The following is a 15,999-nucleotide window of genomic DNA, read 5'->3' as shown; positions in this document are numbered from 1 at the left end:
CGCGCTACCGCAGCGCCTCGGCCTCGAAGCCGTCGAAGTGGGTCAGGCTGTCGGCCTTGGTCCACAGCCCGACCCGGCCGGCTTCCGCGAAGGTGCGGTCGGTGGCCGTGAACAGCTCGCGGCCGTCCAGCGACACCTCGAAGCGGTCGCCCTCGACCCGCAGCCCGAGCGCCTGCCAGCGGCCGAGCGGCACCGGCACGTCCACGCCCGCGAACTGGGTCCGTCGGCCGTCCACGACGCGGTAGAGCCGGACGTTGCCCTCCAGCGCGTTGGCCCGGGCGATGTAGTAGTTCCGCGGGTCGCGCAGGCGCACCATGAGCCCCGCCGCCTGGTCCACGGTGCCGGAGACGGGCTTGAAGCGCACCGAGACCGCCGCGTCGCGCGCTTCGAAGCCGTCCAGGATGGCGAGCGGGAAGCGGTCGTCGGTGCGGTCCTGGCTGGTCTCGGCGAGCACCTTCCCGCCCGCCGGCGCGGACGGGTCCTCCAGCACGACCCAGCGCACCGGCCCGCCGCCGCCGGTCAGGGCGAAGGTGAAGCCGGGCGGCGGCGCGCCCGTGGGCGCGTCCTCGAAGGTGCTGGGCGGCGGCGGCGCTTGCGCCGCGGCGGCCGCGCCGAGGCCGGCGCCGGCGAGGAGCGCCGCGACGGCGCTCCTCCTGGTCGTCATCGCCTCGCCCACGGCGCCCGTCTCAGCCGCCGCCCCGGCCGCCCGGCGCCGCTTCGGCGCGGCGGCTGTTGGTGCGCTCCAGCGCGGCGCGCAGGCCGCGGGCCAGCTTCTCGGCGTCGTCCACCGCCCAGAAGTGCATGAAGAACAGCCGCGGCTCCTCGCCCAGCATGTGGTTGTGCAGTGCGGTGACCTCGATGCCGTTCTCGATGAGCGCCCGCTGCACCGGCGCCACCTCGCCCGCCGTCAGCACGAAGTCGCCGGTGGTCGCGGCCTTGCCGTTCCCGGCGGCCTGGAAGTTGATCACGGTCGGCAGGCCCATCGCGGCGGGGACCTCGGCCCCGTGCTCGGTGACGCGCTCGGCGCGCGGCACCGACACGTTGTACACGCCGCCGGCCGCGCGCCCTTCGCGGCCCAGGGCGCGGGCGACGGCGGCGGTGTCCAGCCCGTCGATGCGCTCCGCGCCCGCCGCGGCCGGGGCCGCCCCGCCTCCCAGCGGCGTCGCGCTCTCCTGGAGGGCGGCGCGCAGCGCGGTGGCGAGCCGGGCCGCGTCGCCGTGGCCGGCGACGTGCATGTACATGGTCGCCGGCTGCGCGCGCAGCAGGTGGTTGTGCAGCGCCGTGACCTCCAGCCCGCCGGCGGCCAGGCGGCGCATCACCGGCGCCACCTCGGATTCCAGCAGCACCAGGTCGCCCATGACCATCAGCTCCTGCCCGTGCGGGTGGAAGGCGAGCCAGGAGCCCAGCGCGAAGCCGGGACGGATCTCGACGCCGTCCAGCGCGACCTTCAGGTCGGTGCGCGGCAGCGACACGCGATAGACGCCGCCGGGCTGCTCGGCGCCCGGCCTGCCCAGCACCGAGGCGACGGTGCGGTGCCAGTCGGCGTTGGGCGCGAGGCCTTGCTGCTGCGCTGGCGCACCGCCCGGCCCGGCCGGGGCGGTGCCCTGCTGCGCGAAGGTCGGCGCCCCCGCGGCGGCCAGGAGCGCCAAGCCGGTCAAGGCCGAGCGGCGGAAGGTTCGGTGTGGCATGGCGGTCTCCTTTTTCGGTTCAGGGCTGCACGGACGCGAGGCTTTCAGCCCAGGGCGAGCTTGGCCACCAGCCCGACCGCGGCGGTGATGCCCAGGGTGCGCAGCAGGCCGAGCTTGAAGGCGAACAGGCAGGCGGCGGCGAGCGCCGCCAGCGCCAGGGCGAGCGGGTCCAGGCTGCTGAGGGCCGGCATGTCCAGGGTCGCCGGGCCGACCTCCACCCGCCGCACGTCGGCGAACAGCACCCGCAGGCCGAACCAGAGCGCCAGGTTGGCGATCACGCCCACCACCGCCGCGGTCACCGCGGCCAGCGCGCCGGTCAGCGCCCGGTTGTTGTGCAGCCGCTCGACGTAGGGCGCGCCCAGGAAGATGAAGGCGAAGCAGGGCGCGAAGGTGACCCAGACGGTGAGCACGGAGGCCAGCACGCCCCAGAGCAGCCCGCCCGCGCCGTAGCCGGCCAGGAAGCCCACGAACTGCAAGACGAGGATCAGCGGCCCCGGCGTGGTCTCGGCCAGGCCCAGGCCGACCAGCATCTGATCCGGGGTGAGCCAGCGATAGGCCTGCACCGCTTCCTGCGCCACGTAGGCGAGCACGGCGTAGGCGCCGCCCACGGTGACCACCGCCATCTTGGAGAAGAACCAGGCCACGTCGGCGAACACGCCGCCCACCGCGAGCGCCAGCGCCGCCACGGGCAGCAGCCAGAGCGCGACCGCGGCCAAGCCGGCGCGCCAGGCGCTCGCGGCGAGGCGCGCCGGGCGGCCGGGATCGGCGGCCAGCACCGCATCCAGCACGGCCGGCGGGCCGTCCTTCGCCGAGCCATGGCTTCCGGCACGGAAGCGACCCGGCACGGCGTAGCCGATCAGCGCGGCGGCCAGCACCACCAGCGGGAAGGGCACGGAGAAGGCGTAGAGCGCGAGAAAGGCGGCGCCGGCCAGCGCCCAGGCCTCGCCGGTCTTGAGCGCCCGCTTGGCCACCCGCAGCAGCGCCTCGACCACCAGCACCAGCACCGCGCATTTGAGGCCGAAGAACAGCGCCGCGACGACCGGCACCTCGCCCAGCGTGGCGTAGAGGACCGACAGGCCGAGCATCACCGCCATGCCCGGCAGGACGAACAGCGCCCCGGCGGCGATGCCGCCGCGCACCCCGTGCAGCAGCCAGCCGAGATAGGTGGCGAGCTGCTGCGCCTCCGGCCCGGGCAGCAGGGTGCAGAAGTTCAGCGCGTGCAGGAAGCGCGCGTCCGAGACCCAGCGGCGCTCATCCACGACTTCCCGGTGCAGCAGCGCGATCTGCCCGGCCGGGCCGCCGAAGGAGAGCAGGCCGATCTTCAGCCAGACCCGCAGGGCTTGCGCGAACGACGGCAGCCGCGCCTCGGCGGCGGCGGTGCTGGTTGCTGGGGCGGCCGCGTCGAGGGTGGTGCCGCTCATGCCCCGGCCCCGGTGTGGCTGCCGGCCGGGCTGGCGGGCCAGTTGTGCGTCTCGGCGACCGCGTCGCGGCTCCAGCGGTAGAAGGCATCGTAGAGCGCCATGGCGGCGTCGAGCTGGGCCAGATCGTCACGGTACATGCGCGAGAAGCCGAGCGAGGCGGCGAGCAGGCCCTCCGCTTGCGGCGCGAGATCGGGGCGGGAGGTATCCGCGCCGCGCACGATCACCGCCAGGCGGGAGAGCGCCTCCGATCGCAACCCGAACTCCTCGATCATGGTGTCAAAGGTGCAGCCCTCGCCCCGGTGGCTCCAGAACACGTCCTCGATGTCGAAGGGCGTGGCGCCGAAGCGCTCGGCGACCGCCGGGACTTCGGAGGGCGCCACGAACAGGAACACGGCGGCGGGATCGACGAAGCGCCGGACCAGCCAGGGGCAGGCGATGCGGTCGATCTTCGGCCGGGCGCGCGTGACCCAGACCGTGCGTCCTTGCGCGTCGCGCGGCGGGATGCGGTCCGGGCGCAGCAGCGGGTTGCCGCCGCCCGCGGCCCAGGCCTCGAAGCCGCCTTCCAGCGCTTCGGCGCGGGCGCCGTTGTGGCGCAGCCAGGCGGCGGTGCCCTGGCTGATCTTGAGGCCGCGGTGGCAGACGGCGACCACCGACCGGCCGGCATAGTCGGGCGCCCAAGCGGCCACGGTGCGGAAGTCGCGGCGGATGGAGCCGGGGAGCAGCCGGGGATCGGCCGCATAATCCTCGTCGGTGCGCAGATCGAGGAGCACCGGCGCGTCGGGCAGGCCGATGAGCCGGGACAGTTGAGCGGTGGTGATGGTGTCGGGCGCGGGCATAGGGCGTCCTCTCCCTCAAGCGTGGAGTTGCGGACGCGATCCTTCAGCCGAAGCCTCACGGGGCAATCGCGGTGGTCCCCTTGCCCGGGAACAAGGGGGTGTCGGGCCGATGTGTCAAGGCGGTCCCGGCAAGCGTCGGGACCATCCCGTACGTGAAGGTGCCGAAAGCGTCGGCTGCGGCGTTGCGGCGCTTTGCTGGTTCGAACGTGGCATGATCCGCCTTGTCACGCACCGTCAAACGTCCCTTTGGGTGCGTGACAAGGCGGGCGGGGCGGAGGTAAACAGGCCGGAGATGCCCGGCGACGCCCTGAATCCTGTCCTATCCGGCGCCGACGCAACTTCGGCAGCTACGTCAGCGCCGCGCTTCGTCGCCTACTTCCGGGTGTCCACCGAGCGGCAGGGGCGCTCGGGCCTCGGCCTCGACGCCCAGCGCGAGGCGGTGGCGCGCCATGTCGCCGGCTGCGGCGGCGAGGTCGTGGCCGCGTTCGAGGAGGTGGAGAGCGGCAAGCGCTCCGACCGGCCGCAACTCGCGGCCGCGCTCGCAGCCTGCCGCGCCCGGCGCGCCACGCTGCTGATCGCCAAGCTCGACCGCCTGGCGCGCAACGCCCGCTTCCTGCTCGGCGTGGTCGAGGGCAGCGGCGAGGGCGGCGTGGTGTTCTGCGACCTCCCCACCGTGCCGCCGGGGCCGGTCGGCAAGTTCTTGGTCACGCAGATGGCCGCCGTCGCCGAGCTCGAAGCGGGCTTGATCAGCCAGCGCACGCGCGCCGCGCTGGCGGCGGCGAAGGCGAGGGGGGTTGTGCTCGGCAACCCGCGGCTGCGCGCCGGGACGCCGGAGCAGGCATACATCGCCGCGGCGGCGAAGAGCGCGCAGGCGCAAGCACGCGCCGCCGATGTCGCGCCTTACATAGACGCCGCGCGGCGCGCGGGCGCGGCGACCCTGCGCGAGCTGGCCGCGGCGCTCACCGCCCGCGGCGTGCCGACCCCGGCCGGCGGGCGCGACTGGCACCCGATGCAGGTGAAGCGCGTCGTCGATGCCGACCGCGGTTGAGGTGCCCGGGCTCGTCGCGCGGGGCGCGGCGCGGGTCGCGTGGTCATCGCGCGGGGGGCAGCCGCGCTCGGCATTTCATCACCGGACCGCACCCGCATGACCGCCATCCCGCCGAAGCTGGCGGCGCTGCCCCTGGTGGACTTCGAGAAGACCGTCCTCTCCGGCTGCCTGCGCGTGGTCGAGGACGAGGACAACCCCGTCAGGCTGAACTTCTTCGCGGCCGGGGTGCGGGAGATATTCGGTCACGTGCTCCATCGCTTGGCGCCGGACCGCGAGGTGTCGGCGTGCTCCTGGTTCAAGCAGGAGCCGACCACAAAGGGACCGACCCGCAAGCAGCGGGCGAAGTACGCCACCCAGGGCGGGCTTTCGGACGGCTTCATCGAGGAGGCCGGCATCGATGTGTCGCACCTCCACGACGAGGCCATCCACGCGGTTGACCGGCTCTCCAAGTTCACGCACATCCGGCCCGGCGTGGTCGTGACCGACCAAGCCCAGATCGAGGCGTTCGTTGGCGACGCGCTGGCCGCCCTGGAGGGGCTGTTCGCCTCCTTCGAGCAGTGCCGGAAGCAGGTGGTGGAGGCCGTCTTCGACCACATCGACGAGGAGGTCGTTTCCGCGCTCATCTCGGACACCATCCTGAGTCTCGACGAGCTGGCCTCGCATCACAGCGTCGAGGAGGTCTGCGCCGAGGAGATGCGCGTGACGGGCATCACGCACGAGGCGGTCACCTTCGCCATCGCGGGCACCGTCGGCGTCGAACTCCAGTGGGGCTCCAACTCCGACGTGCGCCGGGGCGACGGCGCCGTCATGGAGCGGGGCTTCCCGTTCAGCGTGACCATGTTGTCGCCGGTCGACGACATCACGCGCTTCCAGGACGTGGACTGCTCCGTGGACACCAGCGGCTGGTGGGAGGGCTACTACGACGAGGAGTAGCGCCGGGCGGCGCGCAGAGGCGGCCGGAGCGGGTGCGGCGCGTGCTCAGAGCTGTGGGTTCTTGGAAGCTTCGCACCGCCCCCGCTGTGCGCCGAGGAGCAAAGGGCGGATCCTCAAAGGGGAGCCAACAGGCTGCTCACCCGGTACATCATCGCTGACTTGCTGACGCGGAACGCGGCCGCGAGATTCGCCATGCTCCTCTCGTCGTCGACGTCAAGGGCTTGAGCGCGGATGGCGGGTTCCACGAGGAAGCGCGGCATCAGCAGCTCCGCCGCGAACCTGTTCGCCTCGATCTCCAGGACGTCGGTTCCGAGCGACGACTTCTGGTCCCGCATCATCACGTGGAACTGGCGGTCCACATGCACATTGGCCGAGACCTCGTCCCGGTGGAGAGCGAGGTGGCCGCACTCGTGGGCGATGGTGAAGCGTTGGCGGTTCGGGTGGTGGAGCGAGTTGACGCCGATGATCGTCAGATCGCCGTTGATGGCGAGCATCCCCGACAATTCGTCGTCGAGGGGGGCTCGACGGATGACGGCGCCGAGACGCCGGGCGATCAGTTCGACCGGAACCGGAGCCTTTCGGATGCCCGCGTCTTCGAGCAGCCGCGTCGCGGCGGCTACGGGATCTCTCCTCCGTCGCGGCATCGCCTACCTTTTCTCCTCGTGGTCGCCGCGCGTGGCGCCCTTCCCGGCCCCGCTGAGCAGTCCGGCGATCTGGCTCTTCTGCCGAGGCGTCAGATCGCTCGGCAGCGGCAGGTCGCGCCCGGCGTCGGGCTGGCCGCCGTCGTGGAGCAGCAACTCCTCGACGGGCAGGTCCAGGGCCCGCGCGATCTGGTGGAGCTGGTGAACCAGCAGCTGCTGCCGCCCGGTTTCGATGTTGGCGACCGTCGCCCGCGAGAGCCCGATGAGGGCGGCCAAGCCTTCTTGGGTTTGGCGCAGCGCCCTTCGCTTTCTCCGAATCAGGTCGCCCTGCGCCTTGTAGAAGGCCAGGGTTGCGGTTTCTTGCATGGGAACGCGCATAGCACATGTGTGCGATACACACAATGTGCCTATTAGGCACGACTTGATTGTGTGCTTGACTCGTTGTTCGCGAGCCAGTTAGACCGCTCGGCGCACCGGGCGCGGCCCGGCTCCGATTTGAACGAGCGAGGTCAAGGTGAAGCAGGACAAGGTAGCGCAAGGACGGGGCCCGGAGAGCAAGAAGCTCCTCCTGACCGTCGTGGTGAACGGTGCCCCCGCCGCGATTGAGGTGGCCCCCCGGGCCGCGCTTAAGGCGCTCGTCGCCCGTGCGCTGGAGGAGACGAACAACGTCGGCCGCTCGCCTGAGAACTGGGAGCTCCGCAACGAGGCCGGCCAGTCCATCGATCTGGATGGTTCGGCCGAGTCCAACGGTCTCGCCGACGGCGCCGTGCTCTTCCTGTCGCTGAAGACCGGGGCCGCCGGTGCCTGACGGAACCGAGGTGCTGGTCGACCCCGCGGTGTCGCGGGGGAAGTTCGAGCGGGAGCTGGCGAACTACCGCACGTTCGAGGACGCCATGCAGCGGCGCGGCCAGTGGCTGCTGCGGGCGGAGTTCCCCGAGGTGTTCACGGTCTTCGCCGCCCCGCGCGGCACCCCGCCGGTCGTGGTCTTCGGGGCCCTGCTGGATTACACGAATTACGACCTGTGGCCGCCCTCGGTGCGCCTAGTGAACCCGTTCACGCGCCAGCCTTACCGTTATGCGGAGCTGCTCACGCGCTTGCCCAGGCGCGATCCGGCCGCACCGCCACCGGCCGTGCCCGGCATGCCAACGCCGGTTCAGGAGCTGATGCAGGCTTTCAAGCCGGAGGACGTCCCGTTCCTCTGCGTGCCCGGCACGCGGGAGTACCACGCCAACCCCGGCCACAGCGGCGACGACTGGCTCCTCCGCCGGGCGGACGGCGAGGGAAGCATCTACAACATCCTGGACGTACTCTGGCGCTACGGCGTCGACCCGATTGCCGGTCTGCAGATGCAGATGACCCTCGCGCCGGCATTCGACAGGATCCCCGAATGAGGGCGCTGGATCTGCTCCGCGCGGCCTTCGGCTCCCGACAGGAGGAACATCGGATGGGGCCCCTGCACGGCGTCAACATCGTCGAGTTGCCAAAAGCATGTGTCGACGCCACGGAACGCCACCTCCGGCGCGTGGGGCAGGGCGGCAACGAAGGGTTGGTGCTCTGGACCGGCACATGCGAGGGCAGCACCGCCCACGTGCGCGAAGCGGTCATCCCGAAGCAGCAAGGCGTGCGTACCCCGTCGGGCATCTACGTCAGCATCGACCGGGACGAGTTTCACCGGCTCAACGTCCACCTCTACCGCACCCGCCAGATCCTCGTAGCGCAGGTGCACAGCCACCCCGGCCGGGCCTACCATTCCTCGATGGACGACGAGTATGCGGTCGCCACCCAGGTCGGGAGTCTCTCGCTCGTCGTCCCGGACTTCGCCGCTCGGCCGTTCTCGGTCCGGGAGTGCGCCGTGTACCGGCTGTCGCCGCGTCGCCAGTGGGTCGAGCTGCCCAGGGCCGACGCCGACCGCCTGATCAGGACGCAAGGCTAAGACCGATGGCGCTTGCCAACTTCCACGCGCGCTCGGTCGCGGCGGCCGTTCATGTGCTGCGGAACTTCGACGAGCAAGGGTTCCTCGACACCCTGGAAGCGGCCTGCGTCGGCGTGGCGTTCGACCGGGCGGCCGCCCTCTCGGCCTCCGGCAGCGCCGCGCTCGAACTAGCCGTGGACCTGCTCGCGCGCCTCTACCCTCGCCTCTTCATCCTGTCCCTGGGAAGGGGCGCCGCCCTCGACAAGCGCGCAAGCGCCCTGTCCGCCCAGGCCCGCAGCATCAACCCCGACATCGAGCTGACGGCCGGCGCCCCCGCCGTGCGGTGCACCGCCTGCATCGTCGTGGGGGGCTCCGATCCGGCCTTCGAAGGCCGCAAGGTCTTCATCGGCTCGGATGGGTGGCGGGTGCGCCTCTCGGCCACCGCGCCGGTCCCGTCCGGCCGGGCGGCGGCCAATCCCTTCGCGGCCGGCGCCGCGGCCTGCCTCGGCGTGGCCAACGTCTTCCGCCTCGTGTTCGCTGACCAGCTGCCGCACGGCGCGCCCGACGGCGAGGTCTGCTTCAGCATCCTATCGCAGGACGGCGCCCACGCGCCCGAGCCGCCCCTTCCCAGGGCGGTGGACATCGGCAGCGTGCACCTGGCGGGCCTCGGCGCGATCGGCCGCGGGTTCGTGTGGGCGATGCGCCGCGTCCCGGGGGTGAGCGGCGCCCTCGACCTGATCGACCACGAAGACATCGAGCTCCCGAACCTGCAGCGTTACGTCGAATGCGGCCAGGCAGACGTGGGTGCGTCGAAGGTGGACACGGCCGCGCGCCTGTTGAGCGGCACCTCGCTGCGGGTCGCCCCGCACCGATGCCGCTGGGGCGCCTTCCTCGGCGAGCGCGGCGATTGGGACCTGGGGACGGTGGCCGTTGCGCTCGACACGGCGCAGGACCGCCGGGCGGTCCAGGCCTCGCTTCCTCGCCGCATCCTGAACGCGTGGACGCAGCCCGGCGATCTCGGGGTGTCGAGGCACGACTTCCTCGACGGCGCCTGCCTCGCCTGTCTCTACCTGCCGGACCGCGCCGTGCCCCACGAGGACGAGATCGTCGCGGCGGCCCTCGGCCTGGCCGACGTGCGGATGGTCCGCGGGATGCTCCACGCGGGCACGCCCGTCGACCGCTCGCTGCTGGAGCGAGTCTCGGCTGCGCGGGGCGTCGAACTCGAGAAGCTCTTGCCGTACGACGGGCTGCCGCTGCGCGCGTTCTACGGCAAGGCGGTCTGCGGCACCGCCATCTTCGGCGGCGGCAACAAGGGGGACGGCGCCATGGCCGTGCCCATGGCCTTCCAATCGGCGCTCGCGGGCGTGCTCCTCGCGGCCGAGGTGGTCATCGACGCGGCCCGGCTTCGGAGCCGGCGGGTGCCGGTCGCCACGAAGCTCGACCTCCTCCGTCCCGTTCCCGCCGTGCTCACCGTTCCGGCGGCGAAGGCGCCCCGCAACCGCTGCATCTGCCAGGATCCGGACTACGTCGGCGCCTACCAAGCGAAGTATGGTCGACGACTGAGTGAGCCCCAGCGCCCGCACCGGCCGCACCCACAGCGCGCACGCCCGGCCGGCCGCGTTCAGCCGCGGGGCAGGTAGCGGCGGTAGCCGGAGGGCGCGATGTAGTAGACGCCGCCCCTGGGGCCCACGCACGGGCTGCTCGGCGTGCAGACGCTGCTCAAAGGCGGCCGGGACGCCTGGGATGCCGGCGCCCGTGCCGCCCGGTCGTAGCACTCCAGACGCGAGCGCCCGTCCGTTACGCCGGAGCACGAGAGCTGCGCCACGGCCGGCATCGCCCCTCCGGCGACCACTGCCGGAACCGTCCCGGTGACGCGCTCAGTGTCGCACTCGTCCGCATGGTACTGGCCGCCGCCGCGGCGCGTTGAAGCGGCGCCGGCGCCGGCGCCGGCATCCGGCCATCGCCGAGGCGCTCCTCGGGTCCGCAACGCTCATCCGATGCGCTACCCTACCCACGTCCGGGGGGGAGCTGGCGTGGACGCGGCCGAGTTCATCGAGAAGTGGCGGGACACCCCGCTATCCGAGCGGGCCGCGGCCCAGCAGCATTTCCTGGAGCTGTGCGAGGTGCTCGGCGTCGAGAAGCCGCCCACCACGGGGCCGGGGACGGCCGACTACCGCTTCGAGGCGCCCGTCGTCGGCGCCGACGACAAGCCCGGCTTCGCCGACGCCTTCCGCCGCGACTGCTTCGGGTGGGAGTACAAGAAGCGCCGCGCATCCCTCGTCGAGGCCCGCAACCAGCTCCTCCGCTACGCCGGCTCGCTCGGGAATCCGAAGCTGCTGGTGGCTTGCGACCACGACCGCATCGAGGTCACGCCCAACTTCAACGGCTACCCTCCCCGGCGGAAAGAATTCCGCCTGGAGGAGCTCATCGCGCCCGCGGTGCGGGCGCGCCTCGCCCAGCTCTGGAACAACCCCGACGCATTCCGCCCGGCCCAGTCGGCCGCGCAGCTCACGGAGGAGACGGCCGCGCACTTCTCCGTGCTGATCGAGAGCTTCCAGCGGCGGGGGCACCCCGGGCCCGCGGTGGCGCATTTCGCCAACCAGCTCCTCTTCTGCCTCTTCGCGGAACGCGCGGGGCTGTTCCCGGACGGGTTGTTCGGCCGCCTCTTGCGCTCGGCGCAGCGCGGGAGCGCGGCCGAGGCGACCGCGGCGATGCAGGGCCTCCTCGACGCCATGCGGCGCGGGGGCGTCTTCGGCGCGGACCGGCTGGACCGCTTCAACGGCCGCCTGTTCGATGGCTCCCCCGCGCTGCCCTTCGAGCGCCAGGACCTCGGCCTCCTCGCCGACCTCGCCGGGCTCGACTGGGGCGCGATCGAGCCCGCGATCTTCGGCACGCTCTTCGAGCGGCGCCTGTCGCCCGCTTGGCGTGGCGCGACCGGCACGCACTACACCCCGCGCAAGAAAATCGAAGAGATCATCGAAGCGGTAGTCACCGGCCCGCTCCGGGCCGAGTGAGGAAGTCGCGGCGTGAACGGGGCGGATGCGGTCGCCGAGGCGCCGGAACCCGCGACGCCGGAAGAGGAAGCCGGGGGCGCGCTGGACCGTCAGCCACTGTATTGGGTGAAGCGCGACGAGGAGTGGAGCGTGAAGGGCGCCGCCGTCCGCGTGGCGCTCGTCTGCTTCGCGGCGGCCGACGAGCCCTGCGTCGCCGAGCCGGTGCTCGATGGACACAGGGTCGACAGGATTCATCCCAACCTCCGCGTCGTGGACGACGCCGACGTGCGCCGGCTGACCGAAAACAGGGGCGTGGCGTTCCAGGGCGTGAAGGAGGACGTCTGCCGTCCCAGCGAGGGACCTGCATTCAAGCTCAGCGGTACCGAGGCGAGGGCTATGCTCCGCGAACTCGGCAATCCGAACGGGCGGCCAAACAGCGACGTGGTCCGTCCTTACTGGGATGGCGAGGACGTGACGGAGCGGCCCAGCGACATGTGGATTGTGGACTTCGGGCCGACGATGGAGGAAGCAGAGGCGCGCGGCTACGCTGTGCCCTTCTCTCACGTTCAGCGGGTCGTTTACCCGTTTCGCGCAAACAATCGCGCACCTGAAAATCGTCGCCGCCCTTGGCGATTCGGCCGAGCGCGAGGCGATCTTCGAACCGCGCTCGTGGGCAAGGCGCGCTGCGTCGTGCGGTCCGAGACCTCGCGCCAGCCGGTGTTCGGTTGGATGGACACGCGCATCCTGCCCAGCGGCAGCCTCGTGGTGGTCGCGGCCGACGACGACCTCACCTTCGGCCTGCTCCACTCGCGCGCGCACGCGGTCTGGACGGAGTTCATGGGCAACCGCATGGGGGCGGGCAACGACCAGCGCTACAACCACCGCCGAACCTTCGAGACCTTTCCATTCCCGGCGGGGCTCGCGCCGACGCTGCCCCTCGCCGAGCGCATGGCGGCGGAGCACGCCGCGGCCATCGCGGAAGGCGCGGCGGCGCTTGAGGAAAGGCGACGCGCCGTGCTCTTCCCGGAGGGCACGGGCGCGTGGATGCCCGCCGACGCCGACCCCACCGATCCGCGCCCGGTGGCGCCGGGTTCGGCCGTCTACCCGGACCGCTTCGTGCCCGACCCGGCCTACGCGGCGCAGCTCGCCGAGCTGACGCTCGCCGGCCTCTACGCGGGCCGGGATGCTTGGCTCGTGGACCTGCACGCGAAACTAGATCGTGCCGTCCACGCGGCCTATGGCTGGCCTGGGCCCACGAGCCTCACCGACGACGACCTCCTGGACCGCCTGCTCGTCCTGAACCGCGAAAGAGCCGCCGCAGGGCCGCCGCCCGGGCCGGATGACGATGACGACGTGGAGGGGACGGAAGCTCCCGAAGAGAGCTGAGGCGGGGCACGGTTCAGATCAGCACACGCTCCACCTCGTCCAGCGTCACCTCGTCCGGCCGGCGGTCGTAGAGCTGCGTCGTGCGGGTGCTGGCGTGGTTGGCCATCGCCGCCGCCTTCTCCAGCGTGCCGCCGTTCTTCAAGTAAGCGGTGATCCCGGTGGCACGGAAGCTGTGGTTGCCGATCCGGGTGGCGAGGCCGGCCGCCGCCGCCCGGCGCTGGACCATCGCGTAGGCGTTGGCCTGTGGCATGGCCGTCCGGGTGAGCTTGCCGGTGCCCCGCCCGATGGTGCGGAACAGCGGCCCCTTGGGATCGCCGCGCAGGCCCGCGCCGTCCAGGTAGGCGTGCAGGTACTCTTCGAGGTTGCGGTGGCAGGGCATCTCGTGGCGCTTGCTCCCCTTCTCGTGCAGCCGCACCCAGAGGCGCCGGTTCTGCACGTACACGTCCTCGACGCGCATGGCGAGCGCCGCGCCGATGCGCGCGAAGGAGTAGACCATGAGGCCGATCAGCGCCCGGTCGCGCAGCCCGGCCGGCGTCGCCGCGTCGAGGCTGTCCAGCAGCGCGCGCGCCTCGGCCGGCGCCAGCACCGGCGTCTTGCCGCGCTTCACGCGGTGCGCCGGGCCGCGCACCGAGGCGGCCGCGTTCGCCGGCACCACCTGGCCGACCACCAGCCAGTCGAAAAGGTGGCGCAGCGCCGCCAGGCGCTGCTTCGCCGTCGGCGCGGAGTGCTCCCGCGTCTGCATCTCGATCCACGCCGCGACGTGCAGCGGCTGCACCGCCGCGAGCGACGCCACCCCGGCCTCCTCGCACCAGGCCAGGAAGGCGACCACGGCCTGAGCGTAGGCCCGGCGCGTGTTAGGGTTGCGGATGTTGGAGGCGAAGAACTCCAGGAACCGCAGCGCGCCACGCTCGCCACAGGCAGCGACAAGGGCCGGCAAGTGCCCGGCCGTCGTCAGGGGCGCCAGCTCGTTCATGGTCCCTCAAGCTCCTTTGGTTTGCTGTCGCGGATCTCGGGGACGAGCTCCAGCAACTGCGCGACCTCTTCCGGGGTGCGCGCCTCGGCTTCCACATCACCGACCTTGAGCCGTGCCTTCCGCCCGAACCGGGCTTGCACCCAGACGCCGATGACCGCCGCGAGCGCGGGAGCTACGTACGGGCCCAGCTTGACCACCATCTGGCCGAGGTGGATCGCCGGCGTTTCCGCGTCGTCCTGCCGGAACATGCTGGAAGACGCCTTCACGCCGTGCTCGCGCAGCGTACGGTCGGCGGCCCAGAGCGCGGCTTGGTAGTCGGCGCCGTCCGGGGCGGGATCGTCGGCGGCCGGCAGCAGGGTCAGCTCGATGCGATCCGGGTCCATGGTCTCGCCCTACCTTAATGTGTGATAATGTCCTTTATCACACATAACACGGCCGCGCGAACCCTGGGTCGGTGACGGCATCCGAAAAACGCTGGAGGCCCCTCCACCCGGAGGAGCCGGAGACGCTTAAGGCCGGTCGGTGGGGCGCGAGCGGCGCTTGCTCCGGCGCTTCCCCTTCTCCGCCGCTTTGCGGTCCGGCTCGGCGCTCAAGCGCACAGCCGGCCGCACCGCATCCCGAAACGCGCGCGAGGACACGACGACCCCAGCGAAGGAGGCGACGGCCTTGTTCAGCGCATCGAGGAACGCGGAAAGGCGGTGGAGGAAGACGGTAGCGGCCGACAGCACGACGCACGCCCACGCCAACCAGCCCAGGAGCTGATCGGACATGTCGGACGACGACTTTCCGGCATGGAAAAAGCCGCCACGGGGTCCGGGGCGGCCTTGCTGTGGTGCTCGACAGCGGCGAGGTCGGGTGGCGGCGCGCTGCGCGCGCTCCGCCATGGCTGCCGCACTGCGGGAGCCCGACGGCACCCGGCATACGCCCGCACTCCACCGGTTTCGGTGGATCAGCCGGCGGGAATCGCCCGCCTAGGCGAATTAGGCCCGGTTCCTGGCAACCACGTCAAGCGGAACGTTCGAGGGTGGCAGTGGGCATGTTCATCGCTCGGCCTACCGCACCGGCGGAGCCGGTTGCGACTGCCCTTTCTCGGGCCGCACGAGGGCGATGCGCCCCGGCGGATGCACGGCCAGGAACCGGCTGTGCTCGCGCGTCCAGGCGGCGGCCGCCGGCGACAGCCAGCCGGTCAGCCGCAAGATGGCGTCGTAGTGCTTGCGCAGGTTCCAGGGCAGGATCGGCTCGTGGTGCGCGACCCGGTTGCGCAGTTCGCGCAGCGGCCGGAGCGGGCCGCTCAGATCCTTGCGGCGCAACCCCTTCTCGCCCTCGCCCCGCTGCACCGCATGGTGCAGCGTGCTCTGCCACATGCTCTCGTAATCGGTATTGAGGAACGCCGTCCAAAAACCGAAGGTCAGCTCCGCCACCACCCGGCCCGGTTCGATGGGTCGTCCCGCATCGACCAGCTCCGCCTTGGCCTTGGCGAGCTGTTCCAACTGGTGGGGCACGACCAGCAGACCCGGTTGATCGAACCAAAGCGGCCCGTGGGCGACGGTCAGCACCGCGTGGAAGCGGTTGCGCAGCGCCACCTCCAGCATCTGCAACGGCGTGTAGAGGGCTTCCGAGAGCGCGGTGTTGAGGGCGTAGAGTTCGACGGCCCGCTCTCGGTCGCCCCCCGCCCAGGCGACGTACCGCGCAAAGCGTTCGGTGGACAGCACCGCCTCAAGCTCTAGGTGATGGTAGGGCGGCACGCTTCCAAACATACGCTCACGGGCTTGAGACCAACATAGAACTTGCAAACCATAGGCAAAACAATTACATTCGTTTTCGTACACCCTGGTAAGCGTCTCTGCGAAAGTATGCGCCCAGGGTAGAACCTTTAAAAGGGCGGCCGGATCATTCCGGTCGCCTTTTTTATTTGCCCAGCAGCCAAGTCCGCCAGCCTTTAGGCTTAGTGACTTGCTCCCGCTCCCAATGATCGGTGAGCAGCTTCGCCGTGTCCTGGGCCTGCTGCACCGGCTTCATGAACTCCGCCCGTTGGCTTCCCGGCCGCGAGCTCGAACCTGTTCCTTTGGTGGGACGAAGCCTCGACGTTCCTCCGGAGCCGACAAGCTCCCCGACGGCACGTAAGCCCCCGCCGGTCACCCCGGAGGGGCCGCAGCGGAGCGGAGGAC

General features: G+C 71.6%; 19 protein-coding genes. 8 read left to right on the top strand and 11 right to left on the bottom strand.

The window, feature by feature from the left end; genetic code table 11:
• Nucleotides 1-4 precede the first annotated feature (4 nt).
• The 4 genes from ABD067_RS05845 to ABD067_RS05830 are packed head-to-tail and all read right to left on the bottom strand — an operon-like array spanning nucleotide 5 to nucleotide 3,945.
• Nucleotides 5-664, bottom strand: coding sequence for a hypothetical protein (locus ABD067_RS05845; RefSeq protein ID WP_343894251.1), 660 nt, complete (start codon nucleotides 662-664; stop codon nucleotides 5-7).
• A gap of 22 nt (nucleotides 665-686) precedes the next feature.
• Nucleotides 687-1,688 carry a DUF1259 domain-containing protein gene (locus ABD067_RS05840; protein WP_343894250.1) on the bottom strand — a complete coding sequence of 334 codons (1,002 nt, stop codon included), beginning with the start codon at nucleotides 1,686-1,688 and terminating at the stop codon, nucleotides 687-689.
• Between the two features lie 44 nt (nucleotides 1,689-1,732).
• Nucleotides 1,733-3,109, bottom strand: coding sequence for a chromate efflux transporter (chrA, locus tag ABD067_RS05835; protein ID WP_343894249.1), 1,377 nt, complete (start codon nucleotides 3,107-3,109; stop codon nucleotides 1,733-1,735).
• Nucleotides 3,106-3,945: a chromate resistance protein ChrB domain-containing protein gene (locus ABD067_RS05830; protein WP_343894248.1), complete on the bottom strand. Its 840-nt coding sequence runs from the start codon at nucleotides 3,943-3,945 to the stop codon at nucleotides 3,106-3,108. Before ABD067_RS05830 ends, chrA begins: the two co-directional genes overlap by 4 nt.
• Before the next feature lie 292 nt (nucleotides 3,946-4,237).
• On the opposite strand from ABD067_RS05830, the gene ABD067_RS05825 reads away from it, so the two are divergent.
• Together ABD067_RS05825 and ABD067_RS05820 are read left to right on the top strand one after the other, a co-directional pair.
• A complete protein-coding gene (locus ABD067_RS05825) occupies nucleotides 4,238-4,993 on the top strand; it encodes a recombinase family protein (protein WP_343894247.1) in 756 nt (251 codons plus the stop codon).
• Between the two features lie 96 nt (nucleotides 4,994-5,089).
• Entirely contained in the window at nucleotides 5,090-5,926 is an 837-nt protein-coding gene (locus ABD067_RS05820) for a pPIWI-associating nuclease domain-containing protein (protein WP_343894246.1), read from the top strand.
• A 113-nt stretch (nucleotides 5,927-6,039) separates the two neighbouring features.
• Here the strand turns inward: ABD067_RS05820 and ABD067_RS05815 are convergent, their stop codons facing one another.
• Together ABD067_RS05815 and ABD067_RS05810 are read right to left on the bottom strand one after the other, a co-directional pair.
• Nucleotides 6,040-6,570, bottom strand: coding sequence for an ImmA/IrrE family metallo-endopeptidase (locus tag ABD067_RS05815; protein ID WP_343894245.1), 531 nt, complete (start codon nucleotides 6,568-6,570; stop codon nucleotides 6,040-6,042).
• 3 nt (nucleotides 6,571-6,573) lie between these two features.
• Nucleotides 6,574-6,933, bottom strand: a complete 360-nt coding sequence (locus ABD067_RS05810; protein WP_343894244.1) for a helix-turn-helix transcriptional regulator — start codon at nucleotides 6,931-6,933, stop codon at nucleotides 6,574-6,576.
• Between the two features lie 148 nt (nucleotides 6,934-7,081).
• Between ABD067_RS05810 and ABD067_RS05805 the strand changes: the two genes are divergently transcribed.
• From ABD067_RS05805 to ABD067_RS05790, 4 genes are read left to right on the top strand one after another with little or no spacing between them, the layout of a single operon-like run.
• Nucleotides 7,082-7,375 carry a DUF2604 domain-containing protein gene (locus tag ABD067_RS05805; RefSeq protein WP_343894243.1) on the top strand — a complete coding sequence of 98 codons (294 nt, stop codon included), beginning with the start codon at nucleotides 7,082-7,084 and terminating at the stop codon, nucleotides 7,373-7,375.
• The gene (locus ABD067_RS05800) at nucleotides 7,368-7,958 is read left to right on the top strand and encodes a putative metal-binding protein (protein WP_343894242.1); all 591 of its coding nucleotides are present in this window, start codon (nucleotides 7,368-7,370) and stop codon (nucleotides 7,956-7,958) included. The genes ABD067_RS05805 and ABD067_RS05800 overlap by 8 nt, the downstream gene beginning before the upstream one ends.
• Before the next feature lie 53 nt (nucleotides 7,959-8,011).
• Nucleotides 8,012-8,500 carry a hypothetical protein gene (locus ABD067_RS05795; RefSeq protein ID WP_343894241.1) on the top strand — a complete coding sequence of 163 codons (489 nt, stop codon included), beginning with the start codon at nucleotides 8,012-8,014 and terminating at the stop codon, nucleotides 8,498-8,500.
• Nucleotides 8,501-8,505: 5 nt separating this feature from the next.
• On the top strand, nucleotides 8,506-10,119 hold the full coding sequence (locus ABD067_RS05790; RefSeq protein ID WP_343894240.1) for an E2 ligase fold family C protein: 1,614 nt from the start codon (nucleotides 8,506-8,508) through the stop codon (nucleotides 10,117-10,119).
• Here ABD067_RS05790 and ABD067_RS05785 read toward each other — a convergent pair.
• Nucleotides 10,101-10,313 (bottom strand): hypothetical protein, encoded by a 213-nt coding sequence (locus ABD067_RS05785; protein ID WP_343894239.1) that lies wholly within the window; start codon nucleotides 10,311-10,313, stop codon nucleotides 10,101-10,103. The genes ABD067_RS05790 and ABD067_RS05785 overlap by 19 nt on opposite strands.
• 199 nt (nucleotides 10,314-10,512) lie before the next feature.
• Between ABD067_RS05785 and ABD067_RS05780 the strand changes: the two genes are divergently transcribed.
• Together ABD067_RS05780 and ABD067_RS05775 are read left to right on the top strand one after the other, a co-directional pair.
• Entirely contained in the window at nucleotides 10,513-11,493 is a 981-nt protein-coding gene (locus ABD067_RS05780; RefSeq protein ID WP_343894238.1) for a type IIL restriction-modification enzyme MmeI, read from the top strand.
• 12 nt (nucleotides 11,494-11,505) lie between these two features.
• Nucleotides 11,506-12,858 carry a type IIL restriction-modification enzyme MmeI gene (locus tag ABD067_RS05775; RefSeq protein ID WP_343894237.1) on the top strand — a complete coding sequence of 451 codons (1,353 nt, stop codon included), beginning with the start codon at nucleotides 11,506-11,508 and terminating at the stop codon, nucleotides 12,856-12,858.
• A gap of 13 nt (nucleotides 12,859-12,871) precedes the next feature.
• Here ABD067_RS05775 and ABD067_RS05770 read toward each other — a convergent pair whose 3' ends face one another.
• From ABD067_RS05770 to ABD067_RS05755, 4 genes are all read right to left on the bottom strand, one after another.
• The gene (locus tag ABD067_RS05770; protein WP_343894236.1) at nucleotides 12,872-13,831 is read right to left on the bottom strand and encodes a tyrosine-type recombinase/integrase; all 960 of its coding nucleotides are present in this window, start codon (nucleotides 13,829-13,831) and stop codon (nucleotides 12,872-12,874) included.
• Nucleotides 13,828-14,214 carry a hypothetical protein gene (locus tag ABD067_RS05765; protein ID WP_343894235.1) on the bottom strand — a complete coding sequence of 129 codons (387 nt, stop codon included), beginning with the start codon at nucleotides 14,212-14,214 and terminating at the stop codon, nucleotides 13,828-13,830. The genes ABD067_RS05770 and ABD067_RS05765 overlap by 4 nt, the downstream gene beginning before the upstream one ends.
• A gap of 126 nt (nucleotides 14,215-14,340) precedes the next feature.
• On the bottom strand, nucleotides 14,341-14,601 hold the full coding sequence (locus tag ABD067_RS05760) for a hypothetical protein (RefSeq protein ID WP_343894234.1): 261 nt from the start codon (nucleotides 14,599-14,601) through the stop codon (nucleotides 14,341-14,343).
• Nucleotides 14,602-14,883: 282 nt separating this feature from the next.
• Nucleotides 14,884-15,576 carry an Abi family protein gene (locus ABD067_RS05755; protein WP_343894233.1) on the bottom strand — a complete coding sequence of 231 codons (693 nt, stop codon included), beginning with the start codon at nucleotides 15,574-15,576 and terminating at the stop codon, nucleotides 14,884-14,886.
• Nucleotides 15,577-15,999: the final 423 nt, after the last annotated feature.

The sequence above is a fragment of the Craurococcus roseus genome (genome assembly GCF_039523795.1).
Classification (GTDB): Bacteria; Pseudomonadota; Alphaproteobacteria; order Acetobacterales; family Acetobacteraceae; genus Craurococcus; species Craurococcus roseus.
The sequence above is the reverse complement of the archived record's forward strand: the minus strand, read 5'-3'. Positions and strand labels throughout refer to the sequence as shown.

Bases quoted from the DNA above. Each gene is read 5' to 3' on its own strand.
- ABD067_RS05845 (WP_343894251.1), bottom strand. From the start codon at position 664: ATGACGACCAGGAGGAGCGCCGTCGCGGCGCTCCTCGCCGGCGCCGGC.
- ABD067_RS05840 (WP_343894250.1), bottom strand. From the start codon at position 1,688: ATGCCACACCGAACCTTCCGCCGCTCGGCCTTGACCGGCTTGGCGCTC.
- chrA (WP_343894249.1), bottom strand. From the start codon at position 3,109: ATGAGCGGCACCACCCTCGACGCGGCCGCCCCAGCAACCAGCACCGCC.
- ABD067_RS05830 (WP_343894248.1), bottom strand. From the start codon at position 3,945: ATGCCCGCGCCCGACACCATCACCACCGCTCAACTGTCCCGGCTCATC.
- ABD067_RS05825 (WP_343894247.1), top strand. From the start codon at position 4,238: ATGCCCGGCGACGCCCTGAATCCTGTCCTATCCGGCGCCGACGCAACT.
- ABD067_RS05820 (WP_343894246.1), top strand. From the start codon at position 5,090: ATGACCGCCATCCCGCCGAAGCTGGCGGCGCTGCCCCTGGTGGACTTC.
- ABD067_RS05815 (WP_343894245.1), bottom strand. From the start codon at position 6,570: ATGCCGCGACGGAGGAGAGATCCCGTAGCCGCCGCGACGCGGCTGCTC.
- ABD067_RS05810 (WP_343894244.1), bottom strand. From the start codon at position 6,933: ATGCAAGAAACCGCAACCCTGGCCTTCTACAAGGCGCAGGGCGACCTG.
- ABD067_RS05795 (WP_343894241.1), top strand. From the start codon at position 8,012: ATGGGGCCCCTGCACGGCGTCAACATCGTCGAGTTGCCAAAAGCATGT.
- ABD067_RS05790 (WP_343894240.1), top strand. From the start codon at position 8,506: ATGGCGCTTGCCAACTTCCACGCGCGCTCGGTCGCGGCGGCCGTTCAT.
- ABD067_RS05785 (WP_343894239.1), bottom strand. From the start codon at position 10,313: ATGCCGGCCGTGGCGCAGCTCTCGTGCTCCGGCGTAACGGACGGGCGC.
- ABD067_RS05770 (WP_343894236.1), bottom strand. From the start codon at position 13,831: ATGAACGAGCTGGCGCCCCTGACGACGGCCGGGCACTTGCCGGCCCTT.
- ABD067_RS05765 (WP_343894235.1), bottom strand. From the start codon at position 14,214: ATGGACCCGGATCGCATCGAGCTGACCCTGCTGCCGGCCGCCGACGAT.
- ABD067_RS05760 (WP_343894234.1), bottom strand. From the start codon at position 14,601: ATGTCCGATCAGCTCCTGGGCTGGTTGGCGTGGGCGTGCGTCGTGCTG.